The 21,153-nt window shown below is 43.0% G+C and carries 17 protein-coding genes; 6 read left to right on the forward strand and 11 right to left on the reverse strand.

Features of this window, described 5'->3' with window-relative positions; translation table 11 throughout:
- Positions 1-83: 83 nt before the first annotated feature.
- The 3 genes from AOT82_RS01225 to AOT82_RS01235 form a co-directional block, all read right to left on the reverse strand.
- Complete coding sequence (locus AOT82_RS01225) at positions 84-1,097, reverse strand: NAD-dependent epimerase (protein ID WP_071001458.1); 1,014 nt, start codon at positions 1,095-1,097, stop codon at positions 84-86.
- Entirely contained in the window at positions 1,097-2,263 is a 1,167-nt protein-coding gene (locus AOT82_RS01230) for a nucleotide sugar dehydrogenase (RefSeq protein WP_071001459.1), read from the reverse strand. The genes AOT82_RS01225 and AOT82_RS01230 overlap by 1 nt, the downstream gene beginning before the upstream one ends.
- A gap of 83 nt (positions 2,264-2,346) precedes the next feature.
- Positions 2,347-3,348, reverse strand: coding sequence for a Stealth CR1 domain-containing protein (locus AOT82_RS01235; RefSeq protein ID WP_071001460.1), 1,002 nt, complete (start codon positions 3,346-3,348; stop codon positions 2,347-2,349).
- A 305-nt stretch (positions 3,349-3,653) separates the two neighbouring features.
- Here AOT82_RS01235 and AOT82_RS01240 point away from each other — a divergent pair, with 305 nt between their 5' ends.
- The gene (locus AOT82_RS01240; RefSeq protein ID WP_071001461.1) at positions 3,654-4,781 is read left to right on the forward strand and encodes a glycosyltransferase; all 1,128 of its coding nucleotides are present in this window, start codon (positions 3,654-3,656) and stop codon (positions 4,779-4,781) included.
- Here AOT82_RS01240 and AOT82_RS13995 read toward each other — a convergent pair.
- The 5 genes from AOT82_RS13995 to aspS all read right to left on the reverse strand — a co-directional run bounded on the left by AOT82_RS13995 (position 4,778) and on the right by aspS (position 9,545).
- Complete coding sequence (locus tag AOT82_RS13995) at positions 4,778-5,146, reverse strand: hypothetical protein (protein WP_227517166.1); 369 nt, start codon at positions 5,144-5,146, stop codon at positions 4,778-4,780. The genes AOT82_RS01240 and AOT82_RS13995 overlap by 4 nt on opposite strands.
- 77 nt (positions 5,147-5,223) lie before the next feature.
- The gene (locus AOT82_RS14000; protein WP_227517167.1) at positions 5,224-5,640 is read right to left on the reverse strand and encodes a hypothetical protein; all 417 of its coding nucleotides are present in this window, start codon (positions 5,638-5,640) and stop codon (positions 5,224-5,226) included.
- Between the two features lie 105 nt (positions 5,641-5,745).
- On the reverse strand, positions 5,746-6,540 hold the full coding sequence (locus AOT82_RS01250) for a glycosyltransferase (protein ID WP_071001462.1): 795 nt from the start codon (positions 6,538-6,540) through the stop codon (positions 5,746-5,748).
- Between the two features lie 130 nt (positions 6,541-6,670).
- The gene (locus tag AOT82_RS01255; RefSeq protein WP_071001463.1) at positions 6,671-7,651 is read right to left on the reverse strand and encodes a lysophospholipid acyltransferase family protein; all 981 of its coding nucleotides are present in this window, start codon (positions 7,649-7,651) and stop codon (positions 6,671-6,673) included.
- Positions 7,652-7,718: 67 nt separating this feature from the next.
- The gene (aspS, locus tag AOT82_RS01260; protein ID WP_071003586.1) at positions 7,719-9,545 is read right to left on the reverse strand and encodes an aspartate--tRNA ligase; all 1,827 of its coding nucleotides are present in this window, start codon (positions 9,543-9,545) and stop codon (positions 7,719-7,721) included.
- A gap of 374 nt (positions 9,546-9,919) precedes the next feature.
- Between aspS and sohB the strand changes: the two genes are divergently transcribed.
- The 5 genes from sohB (at position 9,920) to AOT82_RS01285 (ending at position 15,685) form a co-directional block, all read left to right on the forward strand.
- On the forward strand, positions 9,920-10,900 hold the full coding sequence (gene sohB / locus AOT82_RS01265) for a protease SohB (protein WP_071001464.1): 981 nt from the start codon (positions 9,920-9,922) through the stop codon (positions 10,898-10,900).
- Between the two features lie 270 nt (positions 10,901-11,170).
- Positions 11,171-12,418: an acyl-CoA dehydrogenase family protein gene (locus AOT82_RS01270; RefSeq protein WP_071003587.1), complete on the forward strand. Its 1,248-nt coding sequence runs from the start codon at positions 11,171-11,173 to the stop codon at positions 12,416-12,418.
- Between the two features lie 189 nt (positions 12,419-12,607).
- Positions 12,608-13,852: a phosphotransferase family protein gene (locus tag AOT82_RS01275; RefSeq protein ID WP_071001465.1), complete on the forward strand. Its 1,245-nt coding sequence runs from the start codon at positions 12,608-12,610 to the stop codon at positions 13,850-13,852.
- 42 nt (positions 13,853-13,894) lie between these two features.
- On the forward strand, positions 13,895-14,656 hold the full coding sequence (locus AOT82_RS01280; protein WP_071001466.1) for a histidine phosphatase family protein: 762 nt from the start codon (positions 13,895-13,897) through the stop codon (positions 14,654-14,656).
- A gap of 159 nt (positions 14,657-14,815) precedes the next feature.
- Positions 14,816-15,685 (forward strand): SDR family oxidoreductase, encoded by an 870-nt coding sequence (locus AOT82_RS01285; RefSeq protein ID WP_071001467.1) that lies wholly within the window; start codon positions 14,816-14,818, stop codon positions 15,683-15,685.
- Between the two features lie 96 nt (positions 15,686-15,781).
- Here AOT82_RS01285 and AOT82_RS01290 read toward each other — a convergent pair whose 3' ends face one another.
- From AOT82_RS01290 to AOT82_RS01300, 3 genes are all read right to left on the reverse strand, one after another.
- Positions 15,782-17,473, reverse strand: a complete 1,692-nt coding sequence (locus tag AOT82_RS01290; RefSeq protein WP_071001468.1) for an AMP-binding protein — start codon at positions 17,471-17,473, stop codon at positions 15,782-15,784.
- A 560-nt stretch (positions 17,474-18,033) separates the two neighbouring features.
- Positions 18,034-19,731, reverse strand: a complete 1,698-nt coding sequence (locus AOT82_RS01295) for an AMP-binding protein (RefSeq protein ID WP_071001469.1) — start codon at positions 19,729-19,731, stop codon at positions 18,034-18,036.
- Between the two features lie 569 nt (positions 19,732-20,300).
- Positions 20,301-21,077 carry an ABC transporter permease gene (locus AOT82_RS01300; RefSeq protein WP_071003588.1) on the reverse strand — a complete coding sequence of 259 codons (777 nt, stop codon included), beginning with the start codon at positions 21,075-21,077 and terminating at the stop codon, positions 20,301-20,303.
- Positions 21,078-21,153 lie beyond the last annotated feature (76 nt).

Below are 21,153 nucleotides of genomic sequence, written 5' to 3' on the forward strand. Positions count from 1 at the left end.
GTTATCAAAATCCTTTAAAAATATATAAAGATATTAGCGCCTTAATCTCTATGATATAAGCTTTAGAGATCATTGTTATTTGTTTAAACTGAATAATATTGTCTATACCAATCGACAAATTGTTTGATACCTTCTTCGATACTAGTTTCAGGCTTAAAGCCAATATCTTCTACCAATTCATCTATGTCGGCGTAAGTAATCGGTACGTCACCTGCTTGCATGGGCAATAAGTTTTCCTGTGCCTTTTTACCACAAGCATCTTCAATGGCAGTAATAAAACGGCGCAAAGTGACAGGCTGATTATTACCAATGTTGTAAATCTTGTAGGGGGCAGCTGCAGTCGTAATAGTAGAATGCTGGGGCGAAGGTGCTTTATTAATAATGCGAATGATACCGTTGACGATATCATCAATGTAGGTAAAGTCACGCTGCATATCACCATTATTAAAAACATTAATTGGCTCGCCAGCTAGAATTTTCTTTGTGAACGAAAAATATGCCATATCAGGTCGACCGTAAGGACCATAAACAGTGAAGAACCTTAATCCTGTCGTAGGAATATTATATAAATGGCTATAGCTATGTGCCATAAGCTCGTTGGATTTTTTGGTGGCGGCATATAGACTAATAGGAAAATCAACACAATCAGCAGTGGTAAATGGCTGCTTTATATTCATACCATAAACAGAGCTAGAGCTTGCGTAGATTAAGTGCTTAATATCGTGGTGACGACAGCCTTCTAGAATATTAACAAAGCCAACCACATTTGAGTCGATATACGCATTAGGGTTTTCGATAGAGTAACGCACACCTGCTTGGGCACCTAAATTAACAACCGTATCAAATTGATAGGTTGCAAAAAGCTCAGACATGGCTTCACGATCAGCAAGGTCTAACTTAATAAATGTAAAACTTTCTGGATCTGATATCTCACCTAATATTCTCAAACGCGCTTCTTTTAGATCTGTATCATAATAGTCGTTGATATTGTCGATACCAACGATACAGTAATCCCTAGCAGATAGATCTGTTTCTAGTATCGCCTTGATTAAATGAAAACCAATGAAACCTGCCGCACCAGTGACCAGTATTTTCATTAGTCGCTCCCAAATAGATCTCGAGTGAATACTTTATCCGCCACATCTTTTATCTCATCAGATAGGCGGTTTGCGACAATGACATCACTCATTGATTTAAAGGCTTCTAAATCTTGAATCACACGCGAATTAAAGAAATTGTCTTCTTTTAGCACAGGCTCGTAGACAACGACTTCTATACCTTTTGCCTTGATACGTTTCATGATGCCTTGTATGGCAGATGCTCTAAAGTTATCTGACCCACTTTTCATTACTAGGCGATGTATTCCCACGATTTTTGGCTGTCTTTCGATGATTTTATCGGCAATAAAGTCTTTGCGGGTTCTATTAGAATCGACAATGGCTTTTATCAGGTTGCTTGGCACCTCATCGTAATTTGCTAATAACTGCTTAGTATCTTTGGGCAGACAGTAGCCGCCATAGCCAAAGGAAGGGTTATTATAATGATTGCCAATACGAGGGTCTAAGCCAATCCCTTCGATGATTTGTTTGGTGTCGAGTCCAAACGTCTGCGCATAAGTATCAAGCTCATTAAAATACGCTACTCGCATTGCCAGATAAGTATTAGAAAATAATTTAATGGCTTCTGCCTCTGTTGGCTCAACGAACAATAGCGGTACGTCTTTTTTGATTGCGCCTTCAAGTAATAAATTGGCAAATATTCGAGCCTGCTCAGTCTGTGCGCCTACAATGATACGTGAAGGATAAAGATTGTCATGTAGTGCCTTACCTTCTCGCAAAAACTCAGGCGAAAAAATAATGCGATCAGTGGCATAACGTTCTTTGATACTGGTTGTGTAACCTACTGGCACTGTAGACTTAATAATAATGGTTGCTTGTTGATTCACTAACAGCACTTGCTCAATGACGGCTTCTACTGTGGAGGTATTGAAATAATTGGTCTTGGTATCATAATCAGTCGGCGTGGCAACGATGATGAAATCTGCATCTTTATAAGCTTCTTTGGCATCCAGCGTTGCAGAAAAATTGAGCACTTTGTTCAATAAAAAATTGTCGATATCTGTATCTTCGATAGGAGACTGCTTATTATTTAGTAATTCTACCTTTTCAGCGACAATGTCGACAGCAACGACTTCATTATGCTGTGCTAACAGCATTGCATTCGATAAGCCTACGTAGCCTGTACCTACTACTGCTATTTTCATAATATATCCAAGTGATTTTTGAGCTTTTATTGGTTTAGATCAAGAGGAAGTGAAATTAATCACCATTCAATCTTAAACTAAATTTATTTATCGGTGCTTGCTATCAAAGAAGCAGGTAGATAATCCAAGAATTTGTGCCTCATGGCTTGACTGATTTTTTTATATAAGTCTGGTTTGAGAAGATCCAAACTTTGAATGCAGCCATACTTAATACTTTTATCTTCTAAAGCAAGAATAAAATCTTCTACGCTACTTTCGTTTTTTAGATAGTTGATAGAGGTGTTAGGTTTTAAACTTGCTTCGCCTTTTTGAATTTTTAGATGATTCATTAGCGTTATAGGATTCACTTGGGCCATATCTCTAAATTTATATTTTATCTGCTCGGTCAATAATTGCGGATGATTCAACAAATGGGACTTTAAGGTATTTTTATCGACAATATGAGGGTAGTGATGAATTTCAAAAAACTGATTCATGCCCAGTATTTTAGCACTTAACATTTGCGCGATAGTATGTCTTGGCTGTATCGGTGTGCCAAACAATTTAAAGCGTGATTTTCGAAAATTGAGCTTGGCACTCAAAGCAGCACTTTTGCGCCACTCACCATGAATGATTAGCTTTTCATTGTCTAAAAAATCATCTATCGTCACTGGTTGATTAAAAAAGAAATCATCGTTCATATAGATAAAATAATCAGACAAGCCTTTAATATTCCAGATCATCGTCTCAATTGATCGAGTGTTGAAGGTCGGTAGGTATTCTTCATAACCCGAAAATATTTCCTTGTGATCGACAATACGTATTTTATCTGCTGCACAGATATTTTGCTTGGCAAACTCATCAATGAATGCAGGTTTTTGTTGGTCGGTGACCACATAAATATGACGACAAAAAGGCACGTATTTGATGATAGAGGCAATATTGTAATATATCTCATCATCACTTGCGAAGCGGGTGGCAGTTATGGCATCTGACGCTACGGTGTTACTTGGCTTGTAGGACTCTCTTTTTTGTTTGAGTATAGGATCTGCGCCATCCACCCAAGCGATGACAATGTCTATTGCTTTCTCATCAAGTTGCTGCATGATTGATCCTGTTTTTTTTCAATAGGTGTCTTTAGTGGTTATACATTCTATTTAAATGTTGATTCTACTTAGATCAGCTATGATATTTATTGATAACTGTATTAGCAAGGGTTAACTGTTTTATAAAATCAACAATATTCATGATTTTTTACGCGTCAGTTGATAAGCCTAGCTTATACTGTAGTGAATAAAAGTAGATGAGACTAGCACATAAAGTCAGAACGCTGCAATAATTCTGACCTTTGGTAGCCTTGTTTGGCTAACTCATTATACTTATACCTACATACAATTAAGCTGAGACACTAATGTCACCTATAATTTTATTTATTTTAAAAGCACTTGAAGGCCGAGGTGCTGAGCGGATGGTGACTACATTGGCAAGCGCTTATGCAAAAATGGGTCATAGCGTCCATATTTTATGTCTAGAAGAAACACAGGATATGCCGCTAGATGCTGACGTTCACTATCATATCGTGCCATACGATGAGGTGTTTTCTGAGCAAGATATTGAGCCAAACTCTAAACAGGCACAGGCTTACGAGGCAGTCGCTAAGCGTATTGATGAGTATGTGCTCAGCCAAATAGGGACACCAAATCTGATATTGGCTAATATTTATAAAGTGAATTGGATTATGGCGTACAGCCAATTACCCAACATCGTGAATGTGCTGCATACAGCGCTATCTAAGCAGTTTGAGTATCAATTATCTGATAAACCACGACAGACGATAAGTCACTTACGTATGGTCTATGGTGCTCATACCTGTAGCTGCGTCAGCGATGGCGCTCGCAAGGACTTAATCTCACTTTTAGGAGACATCACTAAAACCACAACCATTTATAATCCTTGCGATGCCACTTGGATCCAAAGCAAAGCGTTACAAAAACCACATATCGAACAGTTTGGCTTAGCAGATAAACAGTATATTATTCATGTGGCCTCATTCGATACCATGAAAGGTCATCGAGACTTGCTACAAGCCTATGCGAAAACAGAGCGGAAGCTGCCATTAGTATTGGTCGGTAAAGGCAAGCTTGAAGCAGAGATTAAAGCGCTAGCGTTTCAACTTAATATTAGTGACCGTGTTAGGTTTTTGGGCTTTCAGAGTAATCCTTATCCGATCATTGCCTCAGCGGCATTGATGGTGCTCACTTCCAAATTCGAGGGTTTTGGCTATGTTATTGTAGAGGCGCAAGCTCTTGGCGTACCAGTAATCAGTACCGATTGTCCATTTGGTCCAAGAGAGTTGCTACCTGTCAAAAACTTGATACCTGTCGGTGATATTGAGGGATTGGCGATACTCATCGATCAAGCAGTAAACAATCTGACGAATTACATAGTGCCGCTAAATCAGCAGCTACTGCCAAATCATATCGCGCAGCAATATTTAGAGTTCGGTGTAGCGTTGAATTCATCAGATAAGAATGACTAAAGATCATCAAATAGAGATTTGGAGACAGGAGAGTGATTGATGACATCGATACCGTGAGTCTTATAAGTTCTACCCAATAAGTTAAACGAAGGTACGATGCGCTCGTTCATGACTTTATTTAGCGTGCTTGGCGCGCGGTTGTGGTTGTTTTCATAAAACCGTGGTTGATCGCTATTGAGTAAGTCAATCCCATATAGGTGAATGGTCGCTGCATGGCGTGAGAAAGCCAGCTGTGTGGCTACGTAAGCAACCGTACCCGCCTCGACAAATCCATGAGTAACATTGAGTGAGACGCCGATCTCAGTTGCGCTTTGACTGCTATCAATAACAGAATTCGGATGATTGATAAAGTAGGATAAAGGCATTTTTTTATTGAGCCGTTTTTTCTTAAATATGAGCTTATTGAATGATAGCTTATTTGATTTGACCCCCCAGGGTCTGTCTACTGGATACAATACCCGCATGGCATGGCATGGTGGTGCGTGCGTATGATATCAGGGTGAGTCGTGGCCATCGCTTCAAAGACGGCTAATGTTGCATACAAAGGTTGACCCGTATAATGCTGCCGTAAAATTTCAGGTTGATGATTGATAAAGCGCGCATCACTGATGACATAACCAGCAATATGATCGAAGGCGTGGTGCTCAGTAAGGCTGATACTACCGTTGACAAAAATAGTGGGCGTGTCTAATAGTTCTGACAACGATAGTTGTTGTACCGATGGGCCTGAGGCAATAATATTGACGTCTTGTCCAAGCAAACTTTGCTCTGCTTCATTGGCATTAAAAGCACTAATAACGATGAGCTCGTTATCAATGTTGAACCCAGCGGTAGCAGGTAACCTCAAATATAACGCCATACTATGTTCCAGTCGTTGACCTCAAATAACCTGTATCCTAATGCATTGCCTGCAAATTGTTTGGACTATTGGTAAACTATATACACATGGTTCATGGCTATATATTTACTGCCAGTGTTGCTTTAACCATGGGCTTGGTTTCACATGTCGATACCATTTACCGCCGCTACCAGCAATGGCATCGGGCGGGTTAATCTCACCATGGAAAATAACAATTTTTGCATTATCAGGTAGAGCAGGCGCTCGCACAAAGTTAAAAGGGATGGGCGCGATACATTGATACTTGAAGCTCACGCACCATGTCTTATCCCAGTACTCTAGGTGATGATGCTCGCGCAAATAGTTAGAGAGGTAAGCCTGCTCGTGACGCACTTGCGTGCGAATGGTTTCAAAATTGCGCTCAAAGTTTGCCAGCAAATCAGGATAGGTATTCATGCCAACATTGAAGCGATACACGGAGCTATTACCAATCATACGCCACGGCTTTTTCCAGTCGCGGATAATGACCACACTGTCTTCATGCTTCGCTTGATAAGTGAAAAACGCATCAATATTATCGACAATCACAATATCAATATCTAAGAATAGTGCCACCCCTTTTAAACCATATAGCTCAGGTTTAAAGGTCGTGAGCTTTTTCCAGCCACGTTCAGGACCTGCTGGTAGATCCATGTCAGGTATGGGATAACAAGCAATCGCAGGATCAATACCTGTGCTGTCATCAGTTAGGCAAACCATTTGAAAATCTAAGCTCAGATGACGGCTCACCATATTGTACAAACGATTGACGTATTCAGGACCGTATTTATCACCCCATTTCATACAAATAATATAACGCTGTTCAGCAGTATGGCTTTGTGTTGGTTCTATAGGTAAGGTTTTAGTTACGTCAGATGTCATAATGCACTCGTAGTGAGATAATAGTGAGGTAAATGAAGGGCTAATAGAAATTAGAGGGTACAGAACTTAGCCAATATTAGCATAACTGTGATTGATGATATGTCTAAATCAGTAAACGATAGTACAGTTATTACTTGCGATTATCGATGTTAGTGTCATCAGTAAAAGAACCACTTACATCGTTACCAGAACGACTAGCAGTAGCGTGATGAGACCGAATAAAGGCTGCTAAAGTGGCTTTATCTTTTCGGTAAGGATTGCCTAGATTTGGTATGCGCTTAAAACGTCGATAGCCCCACATATAGTGACTATAGTTGTCTTTAATCATATGCTCCATGGCTTGATTGAGTGCGTGAGTCGCGACTTCGGTATTGCGGTCATATAGCGCTGGATCGTCGAGCTTATAGCAGTAAATATCAAAACCGCGTCCATCATTACGACGAATACAAGACAAGCCAACTAAGGCACATTTGGTTTTGCTCGCCAGTTTTGAGGCAAGGGTACTGGTTAATGTTTTGATACCAAAGAAAGGAACGACTACGCCGCCTGACGGATCTGGGACGTGGTCTGGTAATACAATACTAAAGCCGCCTTGCTTGAGGGTTTTAAACACGGCTTTAACACCGCTACCATCGGTAGGCACCAAGGTTGCATTGAGACGCGCACGCCCTTGAAGAATAAACTCATTAGCGAATCTGCCGTCTACAGGCTTGTACATAATAGTTGGCGAACCAAACTGATTGAGCCACGCGTTCATCATCTCCCATGTACCGAGATGAGGGACGATAGCCAGCATGCCATTGGGATTGGCAAGACCTTCTAGTAGAATATCTTTATTATGGACGTCACGAATCTGGGCAATACTCCATTCAGGTGGCATTGCCCAGCTTTTTATAGATTCGATACTGCTCAGACATTGATGATAGATGATGTCTTTGGTCAGTGCGCGTTTTTGTGGCTCAGACAATTTGTCAGTAATCAGCGCCATATTAATATGAATGGTACGCATGATGCTAAGACTTGGTATCTTGATGATAACCCAAGCGACAAAACGTGCCAGCATCTGTAGTACAGACAATGGCACGAATTTAAAAATATGATACGGATTCATAACCACTCACATGGTGATGAATCGCGTAACAAGCACTGTAGACAGCAATAGTACATCATTAAATGTTTTATTGAGCAGGTTTGTTGGTATCAGCCTGTGCTTTTTCACGCACACGGATACCAAGATCACGTAACTGTTTGCTATCCACTCCAGCAGGTGCTTGAGTTAGGGGGCACTCAGCAGTTTTGGTTTTCGGGAATGCGATCACATCACGGATAGAGTCAGCGCCTACCATAAGCATAATCAAGCGATCCAAACCAAACGCCAAACCGCCGTGCGGTGGTGCACCAAATTTTAGGGCATCAAGTAAGAAACCAAACTTGTCTTCTGCCTCTTGCTCGCCGATACCCAAGGCCTCAAGGACGGCTTGCTGCATATCATAAGTATTGATACGTAAGCTACCACCACCAATCTCAGTGCCGTTCAACACCATGTCGTAAGCGATAGATAGTGCAGACTCTGGGTTGTTTTTTAACTCCTCAACAGAGCCTCTAGGCTTGGTAAATGGATGATGCATTGACGTCCATTGACCGTCATCGGTTTCTTCAAACATTGGGAAGTCAGTCACCCAAAGCGGCGCCCACTCACAAGTTGTCATGTCTAAGTCTAGACCGATTTTCTGGCGTAATGCGCCGATTGCGTCATTCACGATACTGGCTTTATCTGCACCAAAGAAGATAATATCGCCATCTTCCGCAGCAGTACGCTCAATCAAGCTCACAAGTACATCATCAGTCATATTTTTGATGATTGGTGATTGTAGGCCAGACTCTTTATCCACACCATTGGTGACGAGGCTTGCGTCATTGACTTTGATATAAGCCAAACCGCGTGCACCATAGATACCGACGAATTTGGTATAAGCATCGATTTGCTTACGGCTTAATGAAGCGCCACCAGGAATGCGAAGGGCAGCGACGCGACCTTTAGGATCGTTAGCGGGACCTGCAAATACTTTGAAATCAACGTCTTTCATCAAATCGGCAACGTCAACCAGTTTCAGTGGAATACGTAAATCAGGCTTGTCTGATGCATAGTCGCGCATTGCTTCAGCATATGTCATGCGAGGGAATTGCTCGAACTCAACATCCATCATGGTCTTGAACAAATGCTTGATCAGACCTTCGTTGATGTTCATGATCTCTTCTTCGTTCAAGAAAGATGTCTCGATATCGACCTGTGTAAATTCAGGCTGACGATCGGCACGTAAATCTTCATCACGGAAGCATTTCGCGATTTGATAATAACGGTCAAAACCTGACACCATCAATAATTGCTTAAATAGCTGTGGTGATTGCGGCAGGGCAAAGAAGTTACCAGGACGGGTACGTGATGGTACAAGATAATCACGCGCACCTTCTGGCGTTGCACGTGTCAAAATAGGTGTCTCTACATCCAAGAAACCATGATCATCTAAATAACGACGAATCGCTGAGGTTGCCTTGGCACGGAATACCATACGCTCTTGCATGTGCGGACGACGCATATCGAGATAGCGATATTTTAGACGTAAGTCTTCTGACACAGTCGTTTTTTCGTCATTCAAGGGAAATGGCGGTGTTTCAGATTTGGCCAGTACTTCAATTTCTTTGCCCAATAGCTCAATTTGGCCACTGGTCATATTGTTATTTTCAGTACCTTCATAACGACGACGTACGCGGCCAGTGATTTTTAGTACGTATTCAGGACGTACCGCATCGGCCGTTGCAAAAGCTTCTGGTGTATCAGGATCGACAACCACCTGCAAGATACCCGCGCGGTCACGCATGTCTAAGAAAATCACGCCACCGTGATCGCGACGACGATGTACCCAGCCTACGATACTAATGGTTTGCTCAAGCAAGCTCTCGGTTACAGCTCCGCAATATTCGTCTCGGTATTCGCTTTGCGTCATAGTGCTTTGCGTCATAATATTGTTATCCAGTTATCAGCCCAATTCGAAGTACAATAATGCAGCCATTGCTGTGCGTTTCAAGCGATTTGCCAAAAAAACACACAAACAACGCGATCAAGACAAAGGGTCATCACGTTGGCTGCAGAAAATTTGATATAAACGCATATTATGCCTAATCTACCTTTGTTATACAACCGGCTGAGTTCAATCAAAGCGTAGCCATGCATTGGTATCGGCTGTATTTATTGAGCGATATCTATATTAGGTTAAATATTGTCATTTTGCTTGAAAATACCAGCGAGCGTGCGCATATCAACCATACCTGAATAAAAACATCTATAGTGATATACCTACTGACTTGAGGATTTGTAATCATGCTATTTCATCCACCAAAAAACCCGGTTGAGCTAAAAGTAAGACACTTAAATGAAGCGCAAAAACAGCGCCGTGAAGATTTAATGGAAGCCACCCAAGGCAAAGCTGCGCTTAAAGCATTCAAAAAAACTATGGCAAAAAAAGCCAAGCAGGCGCTAAAAGCAAAAAGTAAAAAGCAGAAAAAAAATCCTGACAATGCCTCGCAAGTTTTTGTTTTGGATTTTGAAGGTGATATCAAAGCCACTGCCGTTAAGCATCTGCGCGAAGAAATCAGCACCTTAATCAGTACGGCTAACAAAGGCGATGAAGTGATTGTACGCCTCGAATCAGGTGGCGGTTTGGTGCATGGTTATGGATTGGCAGCCGCGCAATTGGTGCGCTTAAAGGACGCTGGTCTAAAGCTAACGGTCTGCGTCGATAAAGTGGCGGCAAGTGGTGGCTACATGATGGCGTGCGTGGCAGACAATGTGGTGGCAGCGCCATTTGCGATTATTGGCTCAATCGGCGTGGTGTCACAATTGCCAAACTTTCATAAATGGCTCAAAAACCATGATGTCGATTATGAGATGTTTACGGCTGGCGACTATAAACGCACGGTGACGGTGTTTGGCGAAAATGATGCCGAAGATCGTGCCAAGTACCAAGAAGAGCTAGAGCAGACGCACGAGCTATTCAAGCATTTCGTCAATACCTATCGTCCAGAACTTGATGTTGCTAAAGTGGCCACAGGTGAGCATTGGTATGGTGAAGATGCGTTAAAGCTTAACCTAATTGACAGCTTGCAGACCTCTGACAGCTACATTTTAGAGCGTATGGAAGACAATGAGGTGTACGCATTACATTCACGTCAAAAGCCGACGCTGGCAGAGAAGCTGGGCCTTGCGCAAGCCGCAGAAGCGACGCTCAGTATGGCAGTGGATAAACTGCCAGATGCGCTCGCACGTTTTGAGCTAAACAGCCGTTTGAATATTCTAAAATAGTGTTAGATATCATTATGATGTCTGATAGCTAATAGTTTAGCGGTCATATGTTCAGCAATACACTGTTTGTATTTTGTAAAAGGCGTGTCCTAACGGGTCGCGCCTTTTTGCTGTTTAATCATAATTGCTGTGTTATAAATGTAGGATACAGAAAACAGTATACGTCCGTACACTAAAGCTCGCATTAAAGATCTCGCAGAGCTTTTTGTCAAAACCTGATTTAGACAATCAATAAAGAAAAGGAAGTCATTTATGTCTAGCGACAATTTAATGTTTACCGCAACGGAACATGGTCAAGCCATGCATGCCAAAGTCAAAGCGTTCATTGAAACGCATATTGAACCCATCGAAGCCCAATTCTGGGAAGAATGTCATAAGAAAAATCCTGATGGAAATTGGGAAAACTGGGAATGGCCAGACGCTTATGACAACCTACGCAAACAAGCACGTGAAGCGGGTTTATGGAACTTATTCTTACCTGACGACACCTTAGGTGCAGGGCTTTCTGTCACTGACTATGCACCGATTGCAGAGCTGACGGGTCGCAGTTTGCTCGCGCCGCATGTGTTTAACTGCAATGCGCCTGACAGCGGCAATATGGAGCTATTATGGCGCTACGGTACGCAAGAACAGCAAGACAAATGGCTCACGCCGCTATTAGAAGGTGAGACCCGCTCAGTGTTTTGTATGACTGAGCCTGATGTGGCCTCAAGCGATGCCACCAATATGCAAGCAACTGCTGTGGTCGATGGTGATGAAATTGTCATTAACGGTAGCAAATGGTGGTCATCGGGCCTTGGCGATCCTGCGGTTGATATTTTGATTGTTATGGCCTATACCGCGGATGAAAGCGCAGATCGTCATCATCAGCACTCGATGGTACTGGTACCAGTCAATACTGCGGGTGTGAATATTAAACGTATGCTTAAAGTGTTTGGCGATTATGATGCGCCGCACGGTCATGGTGAGATCAGCTTTGATAATGTACGTGTGCCCGTCAGTCACTTTATTGGTGGGCCGGGTAAGGGTTTTGAGATTGCGCAAGGTCGCTTGGGGCCAGGTCGTATTCATCACTGCATGCGTTGTATTGGCGCGGCTGAGAAGTCTTTAGAGCTGGCGGTGAAACGCGGCATGTCGCGCACGGCCTTTGGTAAACCATTACTACAATTGGGTGGAAACTTTGAGCGTATCTCTGAGGCGCGTATCAAAATTGACCAAGCGCGCTTGCTAACCCTTTATGCGGCGCAAAAAATGGATGCTCAAGGAACCAAAGCGGCATTGACGGAAATCTCTGCGATCAAAGTGGTTGCGCCAACGGTGCTACAAGAAGTGGTTGATATGGCGATTCAGATTCATGGTGGCATGGGTGTGTGCCAAGACACATTGTTACCAAATTTCTATGCGCAAGCTCGTGTGCTACGGTTGGCAGATGGTCCTGATGAAGTACATAAAACCATGATTGCCAAGCTAGAGCTAAAGCGTCAGGGTTTTAGCCGTTCTAAGTCTAACAAAGCCTAATATTAATCATTGGGTGTGAGTAAACCTTAAGTTGCTCACGCCACTATTGCTGAAAATAAAAAATTGGAAATTCACTATTAACGTTTTAGTAGTGAATTTTTCATCACTATGACTGTTTTTTACTACTAATTTTTTACTACTATAAGTATAAGTTATAAAAATAACTGATCACATGATAAGGAATGTCACATGTCAACTGACAATAAAGTACTCGATAAAGGCGGTGCCGTACGTGAGGGTGAGGAGCTTGATGCCAAAGCGGTAAGTGAATGGCTACGTAGCCAAGGTGTCGATGTCGTAGGCGAGCCTACAGTCACTCAGTTCTCAGGCGGGGCTTCTAACTGGACGTATCGCTTACAATATGAAGGCGATGATAAAAACCAAGATCTTATCTTACGCCGTCCACCAAAAGGTACCAAGGCAAAATCTGCGCACGACATGGTACGCGAATATACCGTTCAAAAAGCATTAAAAAATGCTTATCCTTATGTGCCCGAAATGATTGCGCTATGTACAGATGAATCTGTCATCGGTGCTGATTTCTATGTCATGGAGCGTATGGAAGGGATCATTCCCCGTGCCAATTTACCAAAAGGGGTCGATCTAGATCCTGAACAAATCCGTCAGCTTTGCACCAATGTTTTAGATGCGCTAGTAGAGCTGCATCAAATAGATTATACAGCGCATCCTGATTTGGTTGATTTGGGTCGCGGTGATGGCTACTGCGCGCGCCAAATTAGTGGCTGGGACAAGCGTTATATCAAAGCAAAGACACCCAACGTCCCAAGCTTTGCCTTGGTCAGACAGTGGCTCAAAAAGCATACCCCTGCTGATAGCAAAACGTGCATTATTCACAATGACTGGCGCTTTGACAACGTCATACTCGATGCAAACGAGCCGACTAAAGTTATCGGAGTCCTCGATTGGGAGATGGCAACCCTTGGCGATCCACTAATGGACTTGGGTAGTGCGTTGGCTTACTGGATTGAGGAAGACGACAATATTGTCATGCAGCAGTTTCGTCGCCAGCCAACTCACTTAGAAGGTATGATGACGCGTGACGAAGTGGTTGCTTATTATCTAGAAAAATCTGGACTACAGATAGATAACTGGACCTTTTATGAAGTGTTTGGGCTGTTTCGTCTATCAGGTATCATTCAGCAAATCTACTATCGCTACTATCATAAACAAACCACCAATCCAGCATTTAAAAACGCGTGGCTTGCCATACATGTCATGCATGCCAAATGTCTCAAACTGATTGCACAATATGAAGGCGAAGCGCTGTTCAATACACACGTTCAGCCATATTTAGAAGACAGAGGAGTCGATGCGGCAACGATTGAGAAATTGCCAGACCCTGTACAAAAAGTAGTGAAAGGCATTTTACCAAAAGGCTATTTTGCTAAGCCCTCTGATTCAGCTGAAGTATAAGAAAAACCGCAATTTGGACAATATAATAAAAGGCAGTATTTTATGACAACCATACTTTTAGCCCGTCATGGTCAGGCTTCTTTTGGTCAAGAAAACTATGATCGGCTGTCAGAGCTAGGTGAAACCCAAGCAAAAATGCTGGGTCAACACTATGCAAATACCCAGCGCCGTATCGATGCGATATTTACGGGTAATCTGGTCAGGCAACAAGACTCTGCTCGCCATTTTTGGCAAGGGTATCAACCGTTTGCTCAGGCCAATAATGACGACATGGCCATTGCGACAGCCATCAACTTTGATGAGCATGAAAGCTATATTTTGCCACAATTTGACGAGTTCAATCACAAAGATGTGTTTGTGAAATCCGCTGGTGATTTTGATAACCAAGCTGAGATATCCGCTGAAATTGCCAATGCTCAATCACCAAATCGGCGTCTTGCTGAGCTGTTTGATCAAGCGATGCAGCGCTGGCATGGTGGCAACAATGATCAGGATTATATTGAAAGCTGGCCGCAGTTCAATGAGCGAGCGCAGCAAGCGCTTGAACAAGTACGTACAAAGATAGCCGATATGCACTTAGACCAACATAGCACTGTATTGGTCTTTACCTCAGGCGGTGTCATCGCTGCCATTACCGCAAAGCTACTGAGCCAAGGCAGTCAAACCGCTTATCAGTTAAATAAGAGCTTAGTCAATACGGGCGTGACATCGATCACCCTAAAGAGTCAGCGCGCGCATTTATTGTCTTTAAATGAATACAGTCATTTATTTTCTGAAGGTAAGCAGTTTGTGACGTGGCGATAATTGAGTCAATGGGTTTGGATGCGCTTTTATACATAATCGCCACGTATTTGTAGAGCATTAGCCATTACAATAAACGATTTTAGTCAACCAGTTTTTGTCGTTGGTACAGAGGATCTATAAAACTGGAGTGTCATTTAGAGTCGATACAAGGGAGGGCTTATGCAACACAAACTGCTTAATTTAGTCACTAAAAGCGCCAAACAAAGTAAAGCTCAGGTATTTAGCGCCGTTCAGCCATCACGCTATCTAAAAGACCTAAACAAACAGCAGGTTGGTCAAGGCAAAACCGTCCTGATCACAGGAGCAAGCTCAGGATTGGGCGAGGGTATGGCAAGATTGTTTGCTAAGCTTGGTTATAATCTTGCTATCTGTGCGCGCCGTACTGATCGTTTAGAGCGCTTGCAGTCAGAGCTGGTAGCAGCATATCCTAATATACGCGTTGAATACCAAGCGTTAGATGTCAGTGATTATGAGGCTGTTTTTAAGGTATTTGACGCATTTGCTGCTGACTTTGGCACTATTGATCGTATCGTGGTCAATGCAGGGATTGGCGATAGTCGCCGTATTGGTAAAGGACGTTTTGATACCAATCGCCGTACCGTTGAGATTAATTTCATCTCGGCATTGGCGCAATGCGAAGCGGCGATGAATATCTTTCGGGCTCAAAACAGTGGTCATCTGGTCGTCATGTCGAGCATGTCAGCGATGCGCGGCCTGCCTAAGCACCTGACAGCTTATGGCGCGAGTAAAGCAGGTTTGGCACATCTTGCAGAAGGGATTCGTGCTGATATGCTATTGACTAAGTTGCCTATTAAGGTCTCTACTATTTATCCCGGTTACATCCGTACTGAGATTAATACGAATGCCAAGCCATTGCCGTTTGAAGTCGATACTGAGACAGGTACCAAAGCGATCGTTGCCGCGATTGAGGCCGAGGTAGAAGAGGCGTGTGTACCGAGCTTACCATGGTCAATCGTGGGACAGGCGATGAAGCGTTTGCCGCTGCAAGTGATGAGTCGATTGAGCTGATGCAACACGCTCGTGCAATAAAAACAAAAAGCCCACTCTAATAACAGTGGGCTTTTTTGTCTCTATGGCTAGATAATCATGTACAGATTATAGTGTTTACGGGTTGTCTGATATGTGCTGCTCACGTAGCTTTTGACGCAATACTTTACCGACATTACTTTTTGGTAGTTCGCTGACAAACTCGATATGACGCGGGCACTTATAACCCGTTAAATTGTCTAATGCAAACTCTTTGATGTCTTCTTTGGTGACATTGTTGTCTGCAGGCACAATATAGATTTTGACGGCTTCACCTTGTTTTTCATCAGGGATACCAATCACGGCGCAATCGACGATACCTTCATGGTCAAGCATGACCGCTTCAATCTCATTTGGAAATACATTGAATCCTGACACCAAAATCATATCTTTTTTACGGTCTAGTAAAGTGAAGTAGCCTTTTTCATCCATGCTCACAATATCGCCAGTACGGAAGTAACCATCGCTTGTGAAATCATTGGTATTGTCTCGATTGAAATAGCCTGACATGACGTTTGGGCCTTTGATGCACATCTCACCTGCCTCATGCATGGCGACACGTTCACCATTTTCGTCAACGACGATGATATCGACACTAGGAACTGGTATGCCGATTGTACCGTTGAACTTACGATCAGTAATGACGTTGGCGGTACCCGCTGCAACACCTTCAGTCATACCCCAACCTTCAACCATCGGACAGCCAGTAACTTCTAACCAACGGGCTGCTGTTTGCTCGGTTGCCGCCATACCACCGGCTTGCGTGATACGCAATGAGCTAAAGTCCAAATCTTTGAAATTTGGCTGATCAAGTAAACCTTTAAACAAAGTGTTTACCGCAGGGAAAATATGGAACGGTTGTTTTGATAGCGTTTTGATAAACCCTGGCATATCACGCGGATTGGGTACTAGAATAAAAGTGTAGCCTGAACGCATACCAAGTAAGCTGAGCATAAACGCAAAAATATGATAGAGCGGCAATGCCATTACCATATTGATATATACCTCATTGATATCTGAGGTGACTGGACGATACCATGCTTCTGATTGCATCGCCGCTGCGACGACATTACGCTGCGTCAAAACAGCACCCTTAGACAGACCCGTTGTGCCGCCTGTGTACTGCAAAATCGCTTTTTGCTGCAAGGTGGCTTTGGGTGCTTGAAGCGGTAGATTACGTCCTTTTTTCAGTACTTCAGGGAATTTCGTGACTTTGTACTTAGGGTCATTTAGATTGTATTTAGGCACTAAGCGTTTGACTTGACGGATGACAGTATTTACCAAAATACCTTTTAAGCCCATCATATCGCCCATTTTTGAGAGTACAATACGCTTGATATTGGTCTCTTCAATGACTTGCTCTAGCGCTTGAGCAAAGTTATCCACCACAAAAATCACCTGAGCGCCTGAGTCATTCAATTGATGACGCAGCTCACGACCTGTATATAGTGGGTTGATCGGGGTACAGACGTAACCTGCGCGTAAGATACCAATCATGATTGGTAAATATTGTGGGACGTTTGGCATCATGAGTGCCACGACGCTGCCTTTAGGTAAGCCTTGAGCTTGTAACCATGCTGCTACTGCCAATGATGCTTTGTCAACGTCATCATAAGTATGAGTCACACCCATGCAGATAGTCATCGGATGCATACGAAAACGGTTGAAGCACTCTTCATACAACTCTATGAGGCTTTCATATTGATCGGGATTAATGGTCTTGGGTACGTTTTCTGGGTATTGAGCAAGCCAAGGTTTCTCTACTGTCATGCCAAGCGTCCTTAAATTAAGATAAGTTAAGGGTCTATAAAAAAGTAGTCACATCCATGTCGACGATATACATCAGTGCTCTTCGAGCGATGAATTGTCGAGTGCTATCCTTTGTTTTCACATACTGCTAACGTACAGAGTCCTCTATAAAATTTGATTTAACTACCAAGACTAAATGCTTAATAAATACGCTTCTGGGTAGATCAAATAACGGGTTACTGTTTCTAAAATTGAAATACCTTTCAAATCAACAGTTTTGACGTGTCTAAAGTCAATATTCGATTAATCTAAATCGACAGAAAACTTAGTGACACATTGCGGACTTACATTAACATAACTACAACTAAACTCGTTACAGGCATACGAGAACTTGGTAGTTTATATTTGGGTTTGATATATGAAAAAATATATGTTGGAGAGTGAAAGGTATAAAGAATTGATCAGAGTAGATAAAAATTTGTGCTCGATACATTTAGCTTTCAATGAGATATTAAAAGCAAATAGGCGCAACAAAAAAGCGCCTTATTATTGATATAGGGCGCTTTTTCAAGAGAAGTTACTTAGTGTTGAGGGTGGTCTGCATGATGTTTCTCACGCAGTTTTTGACGTAATACTTTACCGACATTACTCTTTGGCAGATCACTCACAAATTCAATATAGCGCGGACATTTATAACCCGTTAAGTTGTCCAGCGCAAATTCTTTGATAGCTTCTTTGGTGACATTGTTGTCCGCAGGCACCACATAGATTTTGACTGCCTCGCCTTGGCGCTCATCAGGAATACCAATGACCGCACAATCAATGATACCGTCGCAGTCAAGCATGACAGACTCGACCTCATTAGGAAAGACGTTAAAACCAGAGACCAAAATCATGTCTTTTTTACGGTCCAACAGTCTAAAATAGCCTTTTTCATCCATACTAACGATATCACCAGTACGGAAGTAACCATCGCTGGTAAAGTCATCACTGCTGTCTCTGTTTAAATAACCTGAGGTGACGTTAGGGCCTTTGATACACAGCTCGCCTGCTTGGTTTACACCGACGCGCTTGCCCTCATCATCAATCACAATGGCATCGACGCTAGGGACAGGCACACCAATTGTGCCGTTAAACTTACGATATGTGATGACGTTGGCCGTACCGACCGCCACGCCTTCGGTCATCCCCCAGCCTTCGATCATCGCACAGCCAGTGGTCTCAAGCCAGCGAGTGGCGGTTTGTTCGGTCGCCGCCATACCACCTGCCTGCGAGATACGTAGCGAGCTAAAATCTAGGTGTTTAAAGTCTGGATGATCTAGCAAGCCTTTAAACAGCGTATTGACCGCTGGAAAAATATGGAAAGGCTGTTTTGATAAGGTTTTGATAAACCCTGGTATATCGCGCGGGTTGGGTATCAAAATAAAGGTATAACCTGAGCGCATGCCGAGCAAGCTGAGCATAAAGGCAAAGATATGATACAGCGGTAGCGCCATGACCATATTGATATATACCTCATTGATCTCAGAGGTGATAGGGCGGGTCCAAGCCTCTGATTGCATCGCCGCCGCCACGATATTACGCTGCGACAAGATGGCACCCTTTGATAATCCTGTCGTGCCGCCGGTATATTGCAAAAACGCCTTTTGATCAAGTGACATTTTTGGCTTTTGAAAGGGAAGGTTTTTGCCTTTTTTGAGCACATCAGGGAGTTTGGTGACTTGATACTTTGGGTCGTTGAGCTTGTATTTGGGGACCAGACGTTTGACTTGGCGAATGATAGTATTGACCAAGATGCCTTTGAGCCCCATCATATCGCCCATTTTTGATAAGACAATACATTTGATTTTGGTCTCGCCGATGACCTGCTCGAGCGCTTGGGCAAAGTTGTCTACCACAAAGATAATTTGTGCGCCTGAGTCGTTGAGCTGATGACGCAGCTCGCGGCCTGTATAGAGTGGATTGACTGGGGTGCATACATAGCCTGCCCGCAAGATACCAATCATCGTGGGCAGATATTGCGGCACGTTTGGCATCATCAGTGCCACCACACTGCCTTGTGGTAGTCCCTGAGATTGTAGCCATGCGGCGACGGCCAACGAGGCTTCATCCACATCATGATAAGTATGAGTCACACCCATACAGATACTCATAGGGTGCATACGAAAGCGGTCAAAGCATTCCTCGTACAGCTCCATTATGCTGCTATATCTATCAGGGTTGATAGTCTTAGGTACACCATCGGGATATTGGTCAAGCCAAGGTTTGTTTCGCATCATAGTCAGCGTCCTTGCAGTTTGATATAGGTGAATGTTTTTTAAGAAAGCAGTCATATGCATGTCAATATCACAAATCAACATTAATGTGATTAACCTGCTATTGGATGCAGTAACGTCCATGTCTGCTTGCTGTTGTTGCCGTTGTTCAATCTAATTAACTACTGATGGGTGAGTTAAATGAATCAAACAATTAGATAATCCGATGACAGAAATAAGCTGTATTTCAAGTAGATATTATCTGGTTTTTGCAACTATGGTATCAAAAAAACGATACATTTAAGCAATACAGTAGCATGAATAATGTTGAAGACAATAATAGAAAGCAAGACTGAGCAGTGCATAGATAAAGCTGAACACTACAGCAGATATATGATGTATAAGAAATTTGCTACCGCAAGGTAAGTTTTTGAGTGAGTCAAACGTGTCAATAGGGTAGAAGGATTTATTGATAAAACAGAGAAGTGATTGCGTAAGTATTAAAATGGATATGACTCATTCATGGTGCAAGTCGCTAAGCTGGCAACGTTTGATGGTCAATAAGATGAATATCATGCAAAGAGAAAATGGTATCAATGAGGCAGAACAAACTGCTTGTTTTTATTAAAAAAGCGTCGATAAATGAGCAGCGCGCTGATGGTACAGCCAAGTGTGCTACTCACACAGATCAAAAACATCGTGATTATCTGATAGCGGACCGCTTGTGTGGGGTCGGCACCAGCCAATATTTGCCCCGTCATCATACCGGGCAAGCTGACAATACCGACGACTAGCATAGAGTTGAGCGTTGGGGTCATGCCATTTGTGATTGCGGCACGAATCTGCTCATGGACGGCCTCAAATGGTCGAGCAGAAAGACTCAGCATCATCTCGATACGCCCTTGCTGCTCATGAAAAGCTTCGATCAGCTGATTGCTCGTTAAGGAGATGGCTGTCAAAGAATTGCCCAATATCAGCCCCAATATAGGAATAATGAATTGCGGCGTATACCAAGGCTGTACTCTTAGGATAACGATCATCGCTACCGCAGTGACCAGTGTCGCTGAGGTGCCGACGGCTATTAGCGTATCGGTTAGCAGCCCTTTATAGCTGCGTTTGACACGATTTTTGGCAGCACTCCCTGCAATCAGGGTCATAATGGTCAAAATCAGCAACACTTCGTACCATTGTTCGCGTGCAAAAATCCATGCGAGTATCAGACCGATAAAGCTCAGCTGCACGATAGTACGAACAGCGGCCATTAAGAGTGTGCTCGTCAGCTTCAAACGCAGCTTCCATGAGATGAGTAATACGATGACAATCAGACCGCTGGCAAGCGCAACATCACTGTAAGTTAAAAATACTTGCATATGATTCATACCGTTGATGGGGCTCATTATAAAGGAAGGCAGTAATGTCATGAGCACGATGTAATGAAGGTTTCGA

This window comes from Psychrobacter sp. AntiMn-1, assembly GCF_001854065.1.
Lineage (GTDB): Bacteria > Pseudomonadota > Gammaproteobacteria > Pseudomonadales > Moraxellaceae > Psychrobacter > Psychrobacter pacificensis.